This window comes from Cognatiluteimonas telluris (assembly GCF_011320095.1).
GTDB lineage: Bacteria > Pseudomonadota > Gammaproteobacteria > Xanthomonadales > Xanthomonadaceae > Cognatiluteimonas > Cognatiluteimonas telluris.
Map to the genome: position 1 here is coordinate 37,617 of NZ_JAANOY010000017.1, position 12,558 is coordinate 50,174.

12 protein-coding genes are annotated in these 12,558 nt (G+C 70.7%); 8 read left to right on the forward strand and 4 right to left on the reverse strand.

Going from position 1 to position 12,558, the window contains the following annotated elements; all coding sequences use genetic code 11:
• Positions 1-157: 157 nt before the first annotated feature.
• The 6 genes from G7B67_RS09445 (at position 158) to hemC (ending at position 5,161) form a co-directional block, all read left to right on the forward strand.
• A complete protein-coding gene (locus G7B67_RS09445) occupies positions 158-829 on the forward strand; it encodes a hypothetical protein (RefSeq protein ID WP_166211368.1) in 672 nt (223 codons plus the stop codon).
• Between the two features lie 88 nt (positions 830-917).
• Positions 918-1,583, forward strand: a complete 666-nt coding sequence (locus tag G7B67_RS09450) for a helix-turn-helix transcriptional regulator (RefSeq protein WP_166211371.1) — start codon at positions 918-920, stop codon at positions 1,581-1,583.
• A 33-nt stretch (positions 1,584-1,616) separates the two neighbouring features.
• Positions 1,617-2,288, forward strand: a complete 672-nt coding sequence (locus G7B67_RS09455; protein WP_166211373.1) for an alpha/beta hydrolase — start codon at positions 1,617-1,619, stop codon at positions 2,286-2,288.
• Positions 2,288-3,355: a sensor histidine kinase gene (locus G7B67_RS09460; protein ID WP_166211376.1), complete on the forward strand. Its 1,068-nt coding sequence runs from the start codon at positions 2,288-2,290 to the stop codon at positions 3,353-3,355. Before G7B67_RS09455 ends, G7B67_RS09460 begins: the two co-directional genes overlap by 1 nt.
• A 38-nt stretch (positions 3,356-3,393) precedes the next feature.
• Positions 3,394-4,119: a LytR/AlgR family response regulator transcription factor gene (locus tag G7B67_RS09465; protein WP_166211400.1), complete on the forward strand. Its 726-nt coding sequence runs from the start codon at positions 3,394-3,396 to the stop codon at positions 4,117-4,119.
• A 97-nt stretch (positions 4,120-4,216) separates the two neighbouring features.
• Positions 4,217-5,161: a hydroxymethylbilane synthase gene (hemC, locus tag G7B67_RS09470; RefSeq protein ID WP_166211379.1), complete on the forward strand. Its 945-nt coding sequence runs from the start codon at positions 4,217-4,219 to the stop codon at positions 5,159-5,161.
• Positions 5,162-5,282: 121 nt separating this feature from the next.
• Here hemC and G7B67_RS09475 read toward each other — a convergent pair whose 3' ends face one another.
• Genes G7B67_RS09475 through G7B67_RS09485 form a run of 3 tightly spaced genes read right to left on the reverse strand, consistent with a single transcriptional unit; the run spans position 5,283 to position 9,951 of the window.
• The gene (locus tag G7B67_RS09475) at positions 5,283-6,230 is read right to left on the reverse strand and encodes a dimethyl sulfoxide reductase anchor subunit family protein (protein ID WP_166211382.1); all 948 of its coding nucleotides are present in this window, start codon (positions 6,228-6,230) and stop codon (positions 5,283-5,285) included.
• Positions 6,227-7,003 (reverse strand): 4Fe-4S dicluster domain-containing protein, encoded by a 777-nt coding sequence (locus G7B67_RS09480; protein WP_207780904.1) that lies wholly within the window; start codon positions 7,001-7,003, stop codon positions 6,227-6,229. Before G7B67_RS09480 ends, G7B67_RS09475 begins: the two co-directional genes overlap by 4 nt.
• Positions 7,004-7,005: 2 nt before the next feature.
• A complete protein-coding gene (locus G7B67_RS09485) occupies positions 7,006-9,951 on the reverse strand; it encodes a molybdopterin oxidoreductase family protein (protein ID WP_166211388.1) in 2,946 nt (981 codons plus the stop codon).
• Positions 9,952-10,146: 195 nt separating this feature from the next.
• On the opposite strand from G7B67_RS09485, the gene G7B67_RS09490 reads away from it, so the two are divergent.
• Positions 10,147-11,130, forward strand: a complete 984-nt coding sequence (locus tag G7B67_RS09490; RefSeq protein WP_166211391.1) for a helix-turn-helix transcriptional regulator — start codon at positions 10,147-10,149, stop codon at positions 11,128-11,130.
• Positions 11,131-11,453: 323 nt separating this feature from the next.
• Here the strand turns inward: G7B67_RS09490 and G7B67_RS09495 are convergent, their stop codons facing one another.
• The gene (locus G7B67_RS09495) at positions 11,454-12,089 is read right to left on the reverse strand and encodes a lipocalin family protein (protein ID WP_243412318.1); all 636 of its coding nucleotides are present in this window, start codon (positions 12,087-12,089) and stop codon (positions 11,454-11,456) included.
• Between the two features lie 149 nt (positions 12,090-12,238).
• Here G7B67_RS09495 and G7B67_RS09500 point away from each other — a divergent pair, with 149 nt between their 5' ends.
• Positions 12,239-12,544: a hypothetical protein gene (locus G7B67_RS09500; protein ID WP_166211394.1), complete on the forward strand. Its 306-nt coding sequence runs from the start codon at positions 12,239-12,241 to the stop codon at positions 12,542-12,544.
• Positions 12,545-12,558 lie beyond the last annotated feature (14 nt).

The window sequence follows — 12,558 nt, forward strand, 5'->3', positions numbered from 1 at the left end:
CGGACCCGGCGGGCAGGCAAGCATCCGCGCCTGCGCCGGGGCGGCGGGGGCCGGTGCGGGCCCTTGTCGCAGGCTTTACACACCCCTGTCTGGCGCGTAGCGTGCAGGCGCGCAGGATGGCCGGGTCGCAGTCCGCGATGCCTTCCAGGAAACCGCCATGCAGCTCTCCCTCAAACCCGTCGCGCTGGCCACCCTGACGCTCGCGCTGGCCTGTGTCGCGCCATTGCAGGCCGCGCCCCTGCCTGCCGCCGCCGGCGCACCGGCCGCACCGGCTGCTGCCGCCGCCACGCCCGCGGCGCCCAAGCTCCATGCCGCGATGCGCTCGCTGTGGCACGGCCATATCGTCCACGCCCGCGAATACGCCCTGGCCGTGCACGCGCACGACGACGCCAAGGCCAAGGCCGCCGCCGACGCGGTGGTCGCCAACGCCCATCAGATCAGCGACGCGGTCGCCGGCTTCTACGGCAAGGCCGGCGGCGAAAAGATGATGAGCCTGCTCGCCGGCCACTGGGGCGCGGTCAAGGCGCTGACCGACGCGCGCGCCAAGAACGACACCGAAGCCGCCAACACCGCGATGACCCACCTGGTGTCCAATGCCGGAGACATCGCCAAGTTCCTGTCCAGCGCCAATCCCAACCTGCCCGAGGACACCGTGCGCGGCCTGATGCTGGCCCATGGCGCGCACCATTCGCAGCAGATCAGCCAGATCATGGCTGGCGACAGCAAGGGCGAAGCGTCGAGCTGGGTCACGATGCAGCAGCACATGGACGGCATTGCAGACGCGCTGGCCGGTGCGATCGCAAAGCAGTTCCCGGCCAAGGCGAGCTGAGGATGACGCCCCGTCCTGCAATCGTGGAAGCGATGACGCGCGAGCGCGCCGCCGGTTCCGTGGTGTCCACGCACAAGGCGGGTTGACGATGGCGCAGGGCCTGGCCCGTTTCGGCGATACCCAGCAGCGGCTGTTGCGACAGCTGCTGCTGTCCCCGGACGGTTGCGGGGTGGAAACCCTATGCGAGCGCCTGCGCATCAGCCACAACGCGGTGCGCCAGCACCTGACCGCGCTGCTCGGCCATGGCTATGTCGAGCGGGTGCAGTCGCTGCCCACCGGCGGTCGCCCGCAGGCGCGCTTCGCGCTGACCTCCGAAGGGCGCGAGCTGTTTCCGCGCAATTACGGCGCGATCGCCGGTGCGCTGCTGGCGCAGCTGCACGCGCGGCTGGGAGAGACCGAAATCGGCGCAATGCTGCAGGAGTTGGGCACCACCGTCGCCGCGACCCAGCCCGCCCTGCAGGCGGGTGAAGGCAGCGAGGGCATGGCGCGCGCCCTGGCGCAGCGGCTGGACAGCGTCGGCTACGAGGCGGTGCCCGCGCGCCATGGCGACGAATGGCAGGTGGAAGCGTTCAACTGCGTGTTCCATGCGCTGGCGCGCCAGCATCCGCAGGTCTGCAAGTTCGACCTGGCCTACATGGAAGCCGTGAGCGGCCGCCGCATCCACCACATGGAATGCATCGTCCGCGGCGGCCACGTGTGCCGTTTCCGGATCGGCGAACCGGCTTCGCGCGCCCCCGGCAAACCCGGAAGTTGACGCGGGCACCGCCACGGCGGCGACAATGCGGCGATGGAAGTGCTGCCGACCGTCGAACGCGACACCGGGCCGGATCCGCGCTGGACCGTGCTCTGGCTGCATGGCCTGGGCGCCGACGGCAATGACTTCGTGCCGATCGTGCCCGAGCTGGTCCGCCCGGACTGGCCGGCATTGCGCTTCGTGTTTCCGCATGCGCCCACTCGCGCGATCACGATCAACGGCGGCATGCGCATGCGCGCCTGGTACGACATCGCCAACGTCGATTTCGCCCACCGCGCGGACGAAGCGGGCATCGGCGAGTCGATCGCCCAGGTGCAGGCGCTGATCGACCGCGAAGCCGAGCGCGGCATCCCCGCCTCGCGGCTGCTGCTGGCCGGGTTCTCGCAGGGCGGGGCGGTGGCACTGGCCGCGGGGCTGCGCCGGACCGAGCCGCTGGCCGGATTGGTGGCGCTGTCGACCTACCTGCCGATGCACGACCGGGCGGCAAGCCTGGCCACGCCGCAGGCGCGCACCCAGCCGGTGTTCATGGCGCACGGCGTGCAGGATCCGGTGGTGCCGTGCGCGGCCGGGGAATTCAGCGCCCAGGTGCTGCGCTCGCTCGGATTCGACTTGGAGTGGCATCGGTACCCGATGCCGCATTCGGTCTGCGCCGAGGAGATCGCGGACCTCGGCGGCTGGCTGGCCAGCCGCTTCGCCACCGGCTGATGGGGCCTGCCGCCGCCGCGCCCGCTCGCGCCGGGGAACCCTGGCTGCCGGACCTGTGCCGGTTGCCGCGCCTGGCCACGATGTTCGGCGTCGCCGAACTGGTGGTGCTGGTGCTCGCGCTGGCCCCCGATGGCGGGGCGCACTGGAACGCGCAGCGCTTCGTTTCGGCCAGTGCGTTCGCACTGTGGTTGGCGTTGACCATCGCGGTGCTGCTGTGCGTGCTGCGCCCATGGTTGTCGCGGCTGCCGATGGCGCTGGGCACGCTGGCCGCCGTCGCCAGCGCCGCGCTGGTGGCGTGGCTGGGGGCGGCGATGATCCACGTGCTGGACCACAGCCTCGCCTACGGCCTGATCCCGCGACAGGTCTCGCTGCTGCAGTTCGCCACCGGCAGCGCGGCGATCGCGGCACTGATCGCCGCGATCGTGCTGCGTTACCTGTTCGTCATCGACGGCTGGCAGGCGCAGGTACGCGCCAGCGCGCGCGCCGAGGCCGATGCGTTGCAGGCACGCATCAAGCCCCACTTCCTGTTCAACAGCATGAACACCATCGCCGGGCTGGTCCGCCGCGACCCGGTCGTCGCCGAGCGCGCGGTGCTCGACCTGTCCGACCTGTTCCGCGCGGCACTCGGCGCGGGGGAGTCCGACTCCAGCCTGCGCGAGGAAGTCGAACTGGCCGAGCGCTACCTCGCGATCGAAACCCTGCGGCTGGGTACGCGGCTGCAGGTGCACTGGGACCGCCAGGAGCCCCTGCCGTGGTCGCTGCCGTTGCCGCGGCTGGTGCTGCAACCGCTACTGGAGAACGCCATCATCCACGGCATCGCGCGGCTGCCGCGGGGAGGCCTGGTGACGATCACCCTGGCGGTGCGCGGCGAACTGCTGCACATGCACGTCGAGAACCCGCTCGCGGACGATGGCGGCGACGGGGGCGCGCGCCACGCCCAGCACAGCATCGGCCATCGGCTGGCCTTTGCGTTCGGCCAACGCGCGCGGATGACGACGCGTTCGCAGGATGGCTACTATCACTGCGAACTGACCGTGCCGGTGGCGGCGGAGGGGTCGGCGCGATGATCTCCGGGAACGACAACAACGCCGTCGCAGCGGCGCCGATGCGGGTGGTGATCGTCGACGACGAGCCACTGGCACGCGCGCGCCTGCGCGAGTTGCTGGGCGAGATGCCGGGGGTCGAGGTGGTGGCCGAGGCCGCCGACGGCCACGCCGCGCTCCACGCCTGCGCGGAACATGCGCCGGACCTGGTGTTGCTGGACATCGTGATGCCCGGAATCGACGGCCTGGAAGCCGCGCACCACCTGGGCGCGTTCGAGCCCCGGCCAGCGGTGGTGTTCTGCACCGCCTTCGACGCCCACGCACTGTCCGCCTTCGATGCCCAGGCGATCGATTACCTGGTCAAGCCGGTGCGCCCGGAACGCCTGGCGGCGGCGATCGAACGCGTGCGGATGTTCGCCGCCGGCCGCGGCCAGGCGACGGCGGCGCCCGCCGCCCAGCGTACCCACCTGTGCGCGCGCATGCGCGGCAGCCTGCGGCTGATCCCGATCGACGACGTGCACTACCTGCAGGCCGAGGAAAAATACGTCGTCGTGCACCACGCGCGAGGCGAGGACCTGATCGAGGAGTCGTTGAAGTCGCTGGAAGACGAATTCCCCGAGCGCTTCGTGCGCATCCATCGCAATTGCCTGGTCGCGCGCCACGAGATCATCGAACTCAAGCGCGCCGGCGATGGCCATGTGCAGGCGGTGCTGCGCCACGGCAAGCAGCCGCTGGAAGTCAGCCGCCGCTGCGTGTCGATGCTGCGCGAGACGGTGAAGCACCTCTAGCGCGAGCGGAGGTTGGCGGCCCCCCGGGGAGCCCGGGGCGGCGCCGCGACGGCCACGCTGGCGTCCGGTACTCCCGCGCTCCGGCGATAATGTCCCCATGGACCTGTTGCGCATCGCCACCCGCAAGAGCCCGCTCGCCCTGTGGCAGAGCGAATTCGTGGCCGCCCAGCTGCGCGCCGCGCACCCCGGGCTGGTGGTGGAACTGGTGCCGATGTCGACCCGCGGCGACGAGGTGCTGGACCGCTCGCTGGCGGCGATCGGCGGCAAGGGGCTGTTCCTGAAGGAACTGGAGCTGGCGATGCAGCGCGGCGACGCCGACTGCGCGGTGCACTCGCTCAAGGACGTGCCGATGGAACTCGATGCCGGTTTCGCGCTGGCCGCGATCCTGGCGCGCGGCGACCACGCCGATGCCTTCGTCAGCACCCGGCACGCCGACCTGGACGGGTTGCCGCAGGGCGCGCGCGTGGGCACGTCGTCGCTGCGGCGGCAGGCGCAACTGCGCGCGCTGCGCCCGGACCTGCAACTGGTCGACCTGCGCGGCAACGTCAACACCCGGCTGGCGAAACTCGATGGCGGCGACTACGACGCGATCGTGCTGGCGTGCGCCGGCCTGCAGCGGCTCGGCCTGCAGGCGCGCATCCGCGACCGGCTCGATGCGCCGCAGTGGTTGCCGGCGCCGGCGCAGGGCGCGATCGCGGTCGAATGCCGCGATGGCGATGCCGCCACGCGCGCGCTGTGCGCGGTGCTCGACGACGCGCATACCCGCACCTGCGTGGAGGCCGAGCGCGCGATGAACCTCGCCCTGCACGGCAGCTGCCATGTCCCGGTGGCCGCGTATGCGCGCTTGACCGACGGCCGGCTGGTGTTGTCGGGACTGGTCGGTTCCGCGCACAGCGGCCGGCTGGTGCGCGCCAGTTCGGTCGCGATGGAAACCCAGGCGCACGACCTCGGCCTGGATGTCGCCGAGAAGCTGCTGGCGCAGGGCGCCGGCGCGCTGCTGGCCGGCAGTGGCGAGCCGGATACGGGGCCGTTCGTGTCGTGATTGCGGGAAGAGCTCGCGGCTGAAGCCGCTCCCAAGGGCAGCCGCTCCTTCCAAGCCCATGCGCCGATTCATGGCCGAAGACCGCTCTGGTCGGCGTGGCTTCAGCCGCGAGTCCCTGGCCTCAGTAATACAACGTCACCAGGTGCCGCGCCTGGGCGAAGAACAGCCAGCGCTCCACCAACGCGCCCACCAGTGCGCACAGCGCGGCCAGCGGCAACGCAAGCGGCTGCAGGCCGACGATGGCCGCGCCCAGCGCCGCGCATGCGACGGGCACGACGACCAGCAACACGATCGCCAGCATGCGCAGCCGTCGCCCATGCTTGCGCGCGAGCACGAAGGCCATCTCGCGGGTGACGTAATTGGATTCGGTGATCGGGCGTTCGAAGAGCGCCACGTCGCGCCGTGGCAGGCCGACCGCGTCGCCGCGGGTGAGCGGCAGCGGCGTGGTGTCGATCGCATGCCAGTAGCGCCATTTGCACAGCGCCAGCAGCAGCGTCGTCGCCGCCGCGAGCACGAGCAGCGACACCGGCGCCGAAGCCGAAAATCCGCGCAGCGCCAGCCACAGCCAGCCGCCACAGACCAGCGCGAACAGCAGGTACACCGGCATCACCAGGCCATGCCGCCACGCCGGCACCGGCTTGAGGCTGGCGTAGATCATCGCGGTGCAGGCCACGGTCACCGACGCGAGCACCACCAGCGCCAGCGCGCAGGTGATGCCGACCGGGCCGAGCAGCGCCGGCGCCGTCCGCACATCGTTGTCGAGCATCGCCGGCAGCAGCGCCGCGCCCAGGCCCAGCGCCGGCACGTAGGTCGCCACCGCGGCGACGCCTTCGCGCGACAGCCACGAGGTACGCCACTGCGACAACGCGCGCCACGCACGTTGCGGCTGGCCCAGGTGCGCGAGCGAACTCAGCAGGCCGATCGTCACCAGCACCAGCCCGGCCAGCAGGCCCGGCAGCAACGATCGCGCCGGTTGCTGCAACATCGCCGCCACCGCCGTCCACGCCAGCAGCCCGTAGCCGGCACCGGACAAGGTGGTGAAGAAGATGACCGAGAACGCCGGATTCATCGGCTCAGCACCCGATCCAACCATTTCAGCATCGGCGGCAAGGCGTCCACGTCCAGCACTTCGGCCGCGACCGGCGGCGATGCTTCGGCCGCCTCCACCCCGCGCCGTGGCCGCGGCGGCAGGTAACGGTTGACCGGCTGGTAGCCCAGCTCCGGCAGCAACGCCACGCCGCCGCGCTCGGCGACCAGTCGCGACACCTTCGACTCCGGATCGCCAAGATCGCCGAAATGCCGCGCGCGGGTGGGACACACCTGCACGCAGGCCGGTTCGCGCTCGGCTTCGGGCAGGTTCTCGTTGTAGATGCGATCCACGCACAGGGTGCACTTCTTCATCACCCCTTCGACCGGCGACATTTCGCGCGCGCCGTACGGACAGGCCCACGCGCACAGGCCGCAGCCGATGCACTTGTCCTCGTCGACCAGCACGATGCCGTCCTCGCCGCGCTTGTAGCTGGCGCCGGTCGGACACACGGTGACGCAGGCGGGGGTTTCGCAATGCAGGCACGAGCGCGGGAAATGCAGCGTCTGCGCCGGTTGCGTGGCCGTCGAAGCGCCACCGCCGCCACAGGCGCTGGTGGCCTGCAGCTCGAAGCTGTGCACGCGGTTGAGCCAGACCCCGCTCGGCGACGCGCTGTAGGGATCGCTGTCGGTCAGTGGCCCGGCGATGCCGCCGGCGTTCCATTCCTTGCAACCGACCGCGCAGGCATGGCAGCCGACGCAGGTATCGAGGTCGATTACCAGTCCGAGTTTCACCTTCGATGGTGGCGGCAGCATGGTCATGGTTTTGCCTTGCTCGCGTGCTGCCGGTTGCGCATGCGCACGCCGTAGCGCAGCGGCGCCTCGTCGGCCTCGGCGTAGGCCAGCGGCGCGAACTGCGGCTGGCTCTGGGTGTGGTCGCCATCCACGGCGCCGACGTCGGCTTTGCGGATCGACACCCGCAGGTCGAACCACGCCGCCTGGCCGGTGACCGGATCGGCGTTGGCGTAGTCCCCGCGCGGGGTGATGTCGGAGATCAGGTGGTTCAACAGGAAGCCCTGGTTGGATTCGGGTGCACCCTGGGCCAGCGTCCAGGCGCGCTTGCGCTTGCCGATCGCGTTCCAGCTCCACACGGTGTCGGGTTGCACGTTGGCGGCGAACTTCGCCTGCACGCGGATGCTGCCGTGGTGCGAGGTGACGTCGATCCAGTCCTCGTCGGCCAGTCCGAAGCGCGCGCCCGTCGCCGGATGCAGGTACAGGAAATTGCGCGTCGCGATCTGCCGCAGCCACGCGTTCTGCGATCCCCAGGCGTGGTACATGAACATCGGCCGCTGGGTGATCGCCGACAGCGGGTACGCGTCGCCATCGACCTGCACGCCTTCGAACGGCTCGTACCAGATCGGCAGCGGATCGAAATACGTCGCCACGCGCTCGCGATGTTCGGGCGGCGGTTGCACCGCGCCATGGCCCTGCGCGGCGAGGCGGAATTTCTGCAGGGCCTCGGAGTACAGCTGCAGCACGATTGGTTCGGCATTGGCGACGAAACCCATGCGCTGCGCCCAGTCCAGGTAGCCGCGATTGGCCATCTTGTAATAGCGCGCGTGTTCGGGGATCTCCTCGCGCCAGAAACCGTCGTGGGCGATGTAGGCCTCGAGCTGGCGTGGATTCGGCGCGCCCTTGCCGTGCTGGCTGCCGTCCTCGCCGCGCCAGCCGGCGAGCAGGCCGACGCCGGGCGTGCGTTCGTGGCGGACGATGTAGTCGGCGTAGTCGCGGTAGACCGGCGTGCCGTCGGCATGCGCCATGCCGGGCAATCCCAGGCGCGCACCGAGGTCGAGCAGCACCGACTGGAAGCCGCGCACGTCGCGCGGATGCCCGCCGGGGTGCGGTTGCGTGGCCGGATCGAACAGCGGATGGCGGATCGCGTCGGCCGCGGCGTCGGCGTCGGAAATCGGCCGGTCCAGCAGCGAGATCGCGTCGAAGCGTTCGAGGTAGGTCGTGTCGGGCAACACGAGATCCGCATAGGCGACCATTTCCGACGCGTAGGCATCGGAATAGATGATGCGCGGGATGCGGTAGTTGCCTTCGCCATCCTTGTCGGTCAGCCAGTGCATCGTCTCGCGGGTGTTCATCGCCGAGTTCCAGCTCATGTTGGCCATGAACATCAGCAACGCATCGATCTTGTACGGGTCGCCCGCGTGCGCGTTGCGGATCACGGTCTGCAGCATGCCGTGCGCGGCGAGCGGATAGGCCCACGAAAACGCATGGTCGATCCGCCGTGGCCGGCCTTCCGCATCCACGACCAGGTCCTCGGGCCCGTGCACGAACCCCAGCGGACCGCCATCGAGCGTGCCGTTGTCCTTGCGTCCGCGCGCGGGACGATTCGCCGGCGGAATCGGCTTGGGGTAGGGCGGCTGGTAACGGAACGAGCCCGGCGTGTCGATCGCGCCCAGCAGCAACTGCAGCAGGTGCAGCGCGCGACAGGTGTGGAAGCCGTTGCTGTGCGCGCTGATGCCGCGCATGGCGTGCATCGACACCGGGCGCCCCACCATCTCCGGATGCGTGCGGCCGGCGGTGTCGGTCCAGGCGATCGGCAGCGAGAAGTTGCTGTCGAAGGCGGCGGCGGCGAGCTCGCGCGCGATCCGGCGGATGGTGTCGGCGGGGATGCCGCAGCGCGCGCTCACCGCGTCGGGTGCGTACTGCGGATCGAGGTAACGCTCGGCGAGCAGCTGGAACACCGGGACCGCGATGCGGCCATCGGCCAGTATCACTTCGCCGACCACGGCGGGCGTGATACCGGTCGCGTCGGCGCGTGCGAAGCGGTGTCCTGCGTGGGCGGGCGTATCGCTCGACGCACCCTCACCCCCAGCCCCTCTCCCGGCGGGAGAGGGGAGCAGGGCGCACAGCGGATGGCCTTCCGCATCACGCGCGAACAGGCCGTCGTCGGCGCCGCCGGGATTGCGCACCACCAGCCAGTGCGCATTGGCGTAGCGCACCAGGTAGTCGAGGTCGATGCGGTCGCTGCGCAGCAGCTCGTGAATCAGCGCGAACGCGAACAGGCCATCGGTGCCCGGCCGGATCCCGATCCACTCGTCGGCGATCGCGCCGTAGCCGGTGCGGACCGGATTGACCGCGACGATCTTCGCGCCGCGCGCCTTGAGCTTGCCCAGGCCGAGCTTGATCGGATTGGAGTCGTGGTCTTCGGCCACGCCCCACAGCATCAGGTACTGCGTGTGCTCCCAGTCGGGCTCGCCGAATTCCCAGAAGCTGCCGCCGGTGGTGTAGAGGCCGCCGGCGGCCATGTTGACCGAGCAGAAGCCGCCGTGCGCGGCGTAGTTGAGGGTGCCGAACTGCTGCGCCCACCAGCCGGTGAGCGCCTGCGACTGGTCGCGGCCGGTGAAGAACGCGAGTTCGTCCGGATTGCGCGCGCGGATCGGCGCCAGCCAGTCGGTGGCCAGCTGCAGCGCCTCGTCCCATTCGATCTCGCGGAACTCGCCACTGCCGCGCTCGCCGATCCGCAGCAGCGGCTTGGACAGGCGCGCCGGCGAGTAGTGCTGCATGATCCCGGCCGCGCCCTTGGCGCACAGCACGCCGCGATTGACCGGATGCTCGGGATTGCCCTGGATGTAGCGGATGCGCCCGTCGGCCAGCCACACCTTGATGCCGCAGCGGCAGGCGCACATGTAGCAGGTCGTGGTCTTGGCCTCGTCGCCGGGTGAGGGCGACAGGTTCAGGGTCGGCTCCTTCATGGCGCCGTCCGGCGCGGGTGCCGGCCTCCCGGTCTGCGCGCGCGATGCCTGTCATGGCATTGCGACGGCGCGCGGTGTTCGGTGTCGCCCGTGGAGGGCGACAGGTTGCGCTGCGGTTCGGGCATGGCGCGCATTGTGCGCCGCGGCGCCGGCGGCCGCACCCGTTGCGGCCCCCGATGGCGGCATAATCGGCCGATGGACCGCTACGAACGCATCCTCTCCCTGCACCGCATCCTCAAGACCGCGCGCTACCCGGTGACGGTGCCGCGGCTGCAGGACGAACTTGGCTGCTCGCGGGCGACGGTCTATCGCGACCTGGCGTTCCTGCGCGATGCGCTGATGGCGCCGGTGGTCGGCGACGGCGAGGCCGGCTTCCGCTACGACGCCAGCGAAGGCGACCGCTTCGAGCTGCCCGGGCTGTGGCTGAATTCCGAAGAGCTGCACGCGCTGCTCGCCACCCAGCAGCTGCTCTCGCGCAGCGGCGGCGGCATGTTGTCCAGCGCGCTGGCGCCGTTGCAGCAGCGGATCGAGAAGCTGCTCGACGAGCACGCCAATGCCAAGCACGGCAGCGGCAAGCGCTGGCCGGTCGAACGCGTGCGCGTGATCCCGCACCGCACCCGACGCATGGACGAGCAGGCCTTCCGCGCGGTGTGCTCCTCGGTGCTGGAGCGCAAGCAGCTGAGTTTCGATTACCGCGCGCGCTCGACCGACGAGAAGACCCGGCGCACGGTGTCGCCGCAACGCATCACCCATTACCGCGACAACTGGTACCTGGACGCCTGGGACCACGACCGCGAGGCGCTACGCAGTTTTTCCGTCGATCGCATCAGCGGCGCGCGGGTGCTCGACGCCGATGCGCGCGACATCGACGAGGCGCAGCTCAACGAACACCTGTCCGGCAGCTACGGGATTTTTTCCGGCGCACCCAAGGGCTGGGCGACGATCGTGTTCAGCGCGAAATCCGCGCGCTGGGTCGCCGACGAGCACTGGCATTCGCAGCAGCAGGGGCGCTTCCTGCCCGATGGCCGCTATGAACTGAAGGTGCCCTACAGTTCGGCGCGCGAACTGCTGATGGACGTGCTGCATTACGGCAGCGACGCCGAAGTGGTCGAGCCGCCGGCGCTGCGCGAGCAGGCGCGCTCGCTGCTGTCGCTGGCGCTGAGCCATTACGATCGCTGAGGCGCAGGGATCGATTCCCGCGCACCGACGCGGCTGCGGCCGGTGGCCTTGCGCGGGCTTCGGGAGCTCAGGCGCGGGTCCGGTCTTGCGCGCGTCGGTCCCGGGTGCGGCCTGCGACCTGACCCGGGCGACGGTCTGCGCACCTTGCGCCGCGCGATGTGCCACACCCTGTCGTAACTGTGCAGGATTCGTCGCCCGGATAAACGCAGCGCCTCCGGGACGCAATGCGAACTCCACGTCGTCGCCTGATCCGGCGACCGGCACCCCGGGTGCGGCTGCGCCTTACCCGGGCTGCGGGCGTCGCGCGCGCTTTGACGCCGCCCCTATTGCTCGTCGTTGGGACGCTCGAAGCCCAGCTGTCCCACCTGTCCGGGCGTCTGCGCGATCCGCCAGACCTTGTCGGTGTTGACGCCGTAGCCGTCCAGCTTCTCCAGCAGCGCCTGGTAGGTGGCCCCGTCCATTTCCGGCGTGCGCGCGAAGATCCACGCCAACCCGCCGTCGGGCGTGGCCAGCAGCATCCAGCGCTGCTGCGGATCGACTTCGAGGATGCGCTGGGTGGCCGGCACCACGCGGAAGAACCGCAGCCGCCAGTCGCGGTTGCCGGTGCCGGGGAGCACCTTGGCGACGGCGTCGAGCGACTTGACCGGGGCGTGGAAGCCGGTGCGGTAGACGTAATGCACGGCGATCCGGCCGTCGTCGCGCAGGGTGTATTCGTCGCGCGACTGCACGTGGCCGCGTTCGGTGAAATACGGAACGTGCGCGATCACGTACCAGGTGCCCATCAGCGGCGCCAACGGCAGGGCACTGGGTGGCGCGGCCACGGGCGCCGAGGCGCAGGCGGCGAGCAGCATCGGCAGCAACAGGGCGCCAAGCCGCGTTTTCCAGGCGCGGGCGCACCGCAGTCGCGCAACCGTTGCGCGCAGTACCGGCGTGGCCGTCGGGGATGGGATGGGGGACACGCTTCACTCCTTCGAAGGCGGCGGGACGCAGCGCCGGACATGGCACCCGCGGGGGTGTGCAGCGTCCGTGATTGCGCCATCGCGCGCAATCGCAGGCCCTGAGATGTGCACCGCCGACGCTGGCGTCACCACTTGACCGGAGTCGTCCCATGTCCCTGTCACCGTCGTCGTCCGCCCCCACCCCGGATCCGCGCCTGGAGCGCGCACTGCGCCTGCTGGTCGCGATCGGCGCGCTGTTGGCGCTGGTGCTGCTGCGGGTCGACAGCCCGTGGTTTGGCGCGCTGCCGTTGTGGTTGCTGGGGATGCCGCTGGTGAGCTGGTGGGCGCTGCACCGCTTCCGCCTGCCACGGCTGTCGCGCGCGGCGGCCGGCAACCCGCGCCGGCGCCGGCACCCGACCACCCAGGCACGCCGGCGCCTGCCCACGCCCGCCACGCGACGGATGCGCGCGGCCTGACGCGGAGGCTGAAG

Excerpts from the sequence above, each read along its gene's own strand:
- G7B67_RS09445 (WP_166211368.1), top strand. The coding sequence starts at position 158 with ATGCAGCTCTCCCTCAAACCCGTCGCGCTGGCCACCCTGACGCTCGCG.
- G7B67_RS09450 (WP_166211371.1), top strand. The coding sequence starts at position 918 with ATGGCGCAGGGCCTGGCCCGTTTCGGCGATACCCAGCAGCGGCTGTTG.
- G7B67_RS09455 (WP_166211373.1), top strand. The coding sequence starts at position 1,617 with ATGGAAGTGCTGCCGACCGTCGAACGCGACACCGGGCCGGATCCGCGC.
- G7B67_RS09460 (WP_166211376.1), top strand. The coding sequence starts at position 2,288 with ATGGGGCCTGCCGCCGCCGCGCCCGCTCGCGCCGGGGAACCCTGGCTG.
- G7B67_RS09465 (WP_166211400.1), top strand. The coding sequence starts at position 3,394 with ATGCGGGTGGTGATCGTCGACGACGAGCCACTGGCACGCGCGCGCCTG.
- hemC (WP_166211379.1), top strand. The coding sequence starts at position 4,217 with ATGGACCTGTTGCGCATCGCCACCCGCAAGAGCCCGCTCGCCCTGTGG.
- G7B67_RS09475 (WP_166211382.1), bottom strand. The coding sequence starts at position 6,230 with ATGAATCCGGCGTTCTCGGTCATCTTCTTCACCACCTTGTCCGGTGCC.
- G7B67_RS09480 (WP_207780904.1), bottom strand. The coding sequence starts at position 7,003 with ATGCTGCCGCCACCATCGAAGGTGAAACTCGGACTGGTAATCGACCTC.
- G7B67_RS09485 (WP_166211388.1), bottom strand. The coding sequence starts at position 9,951 with ATGAAGGAGCCGACCCTGAACCTGTCGCCCTCACCCGGCGACGAGGCC.
- G7B67_RS09490 (WP_166211391.1), top strand. The coding sequence starts at position 10,147 with ATGGACCGCTACGAACGCATCCTCTCCCTGCACCGCATCCTCAAGACC.
- G7B67_RS09500 (WP_166211394.1), top strand. The coding sequence starts at position 12,239 with ATGTCCCTGTCACCGTCGTCGTCCGCCCCCACCCCGGATCCGCGCCTG.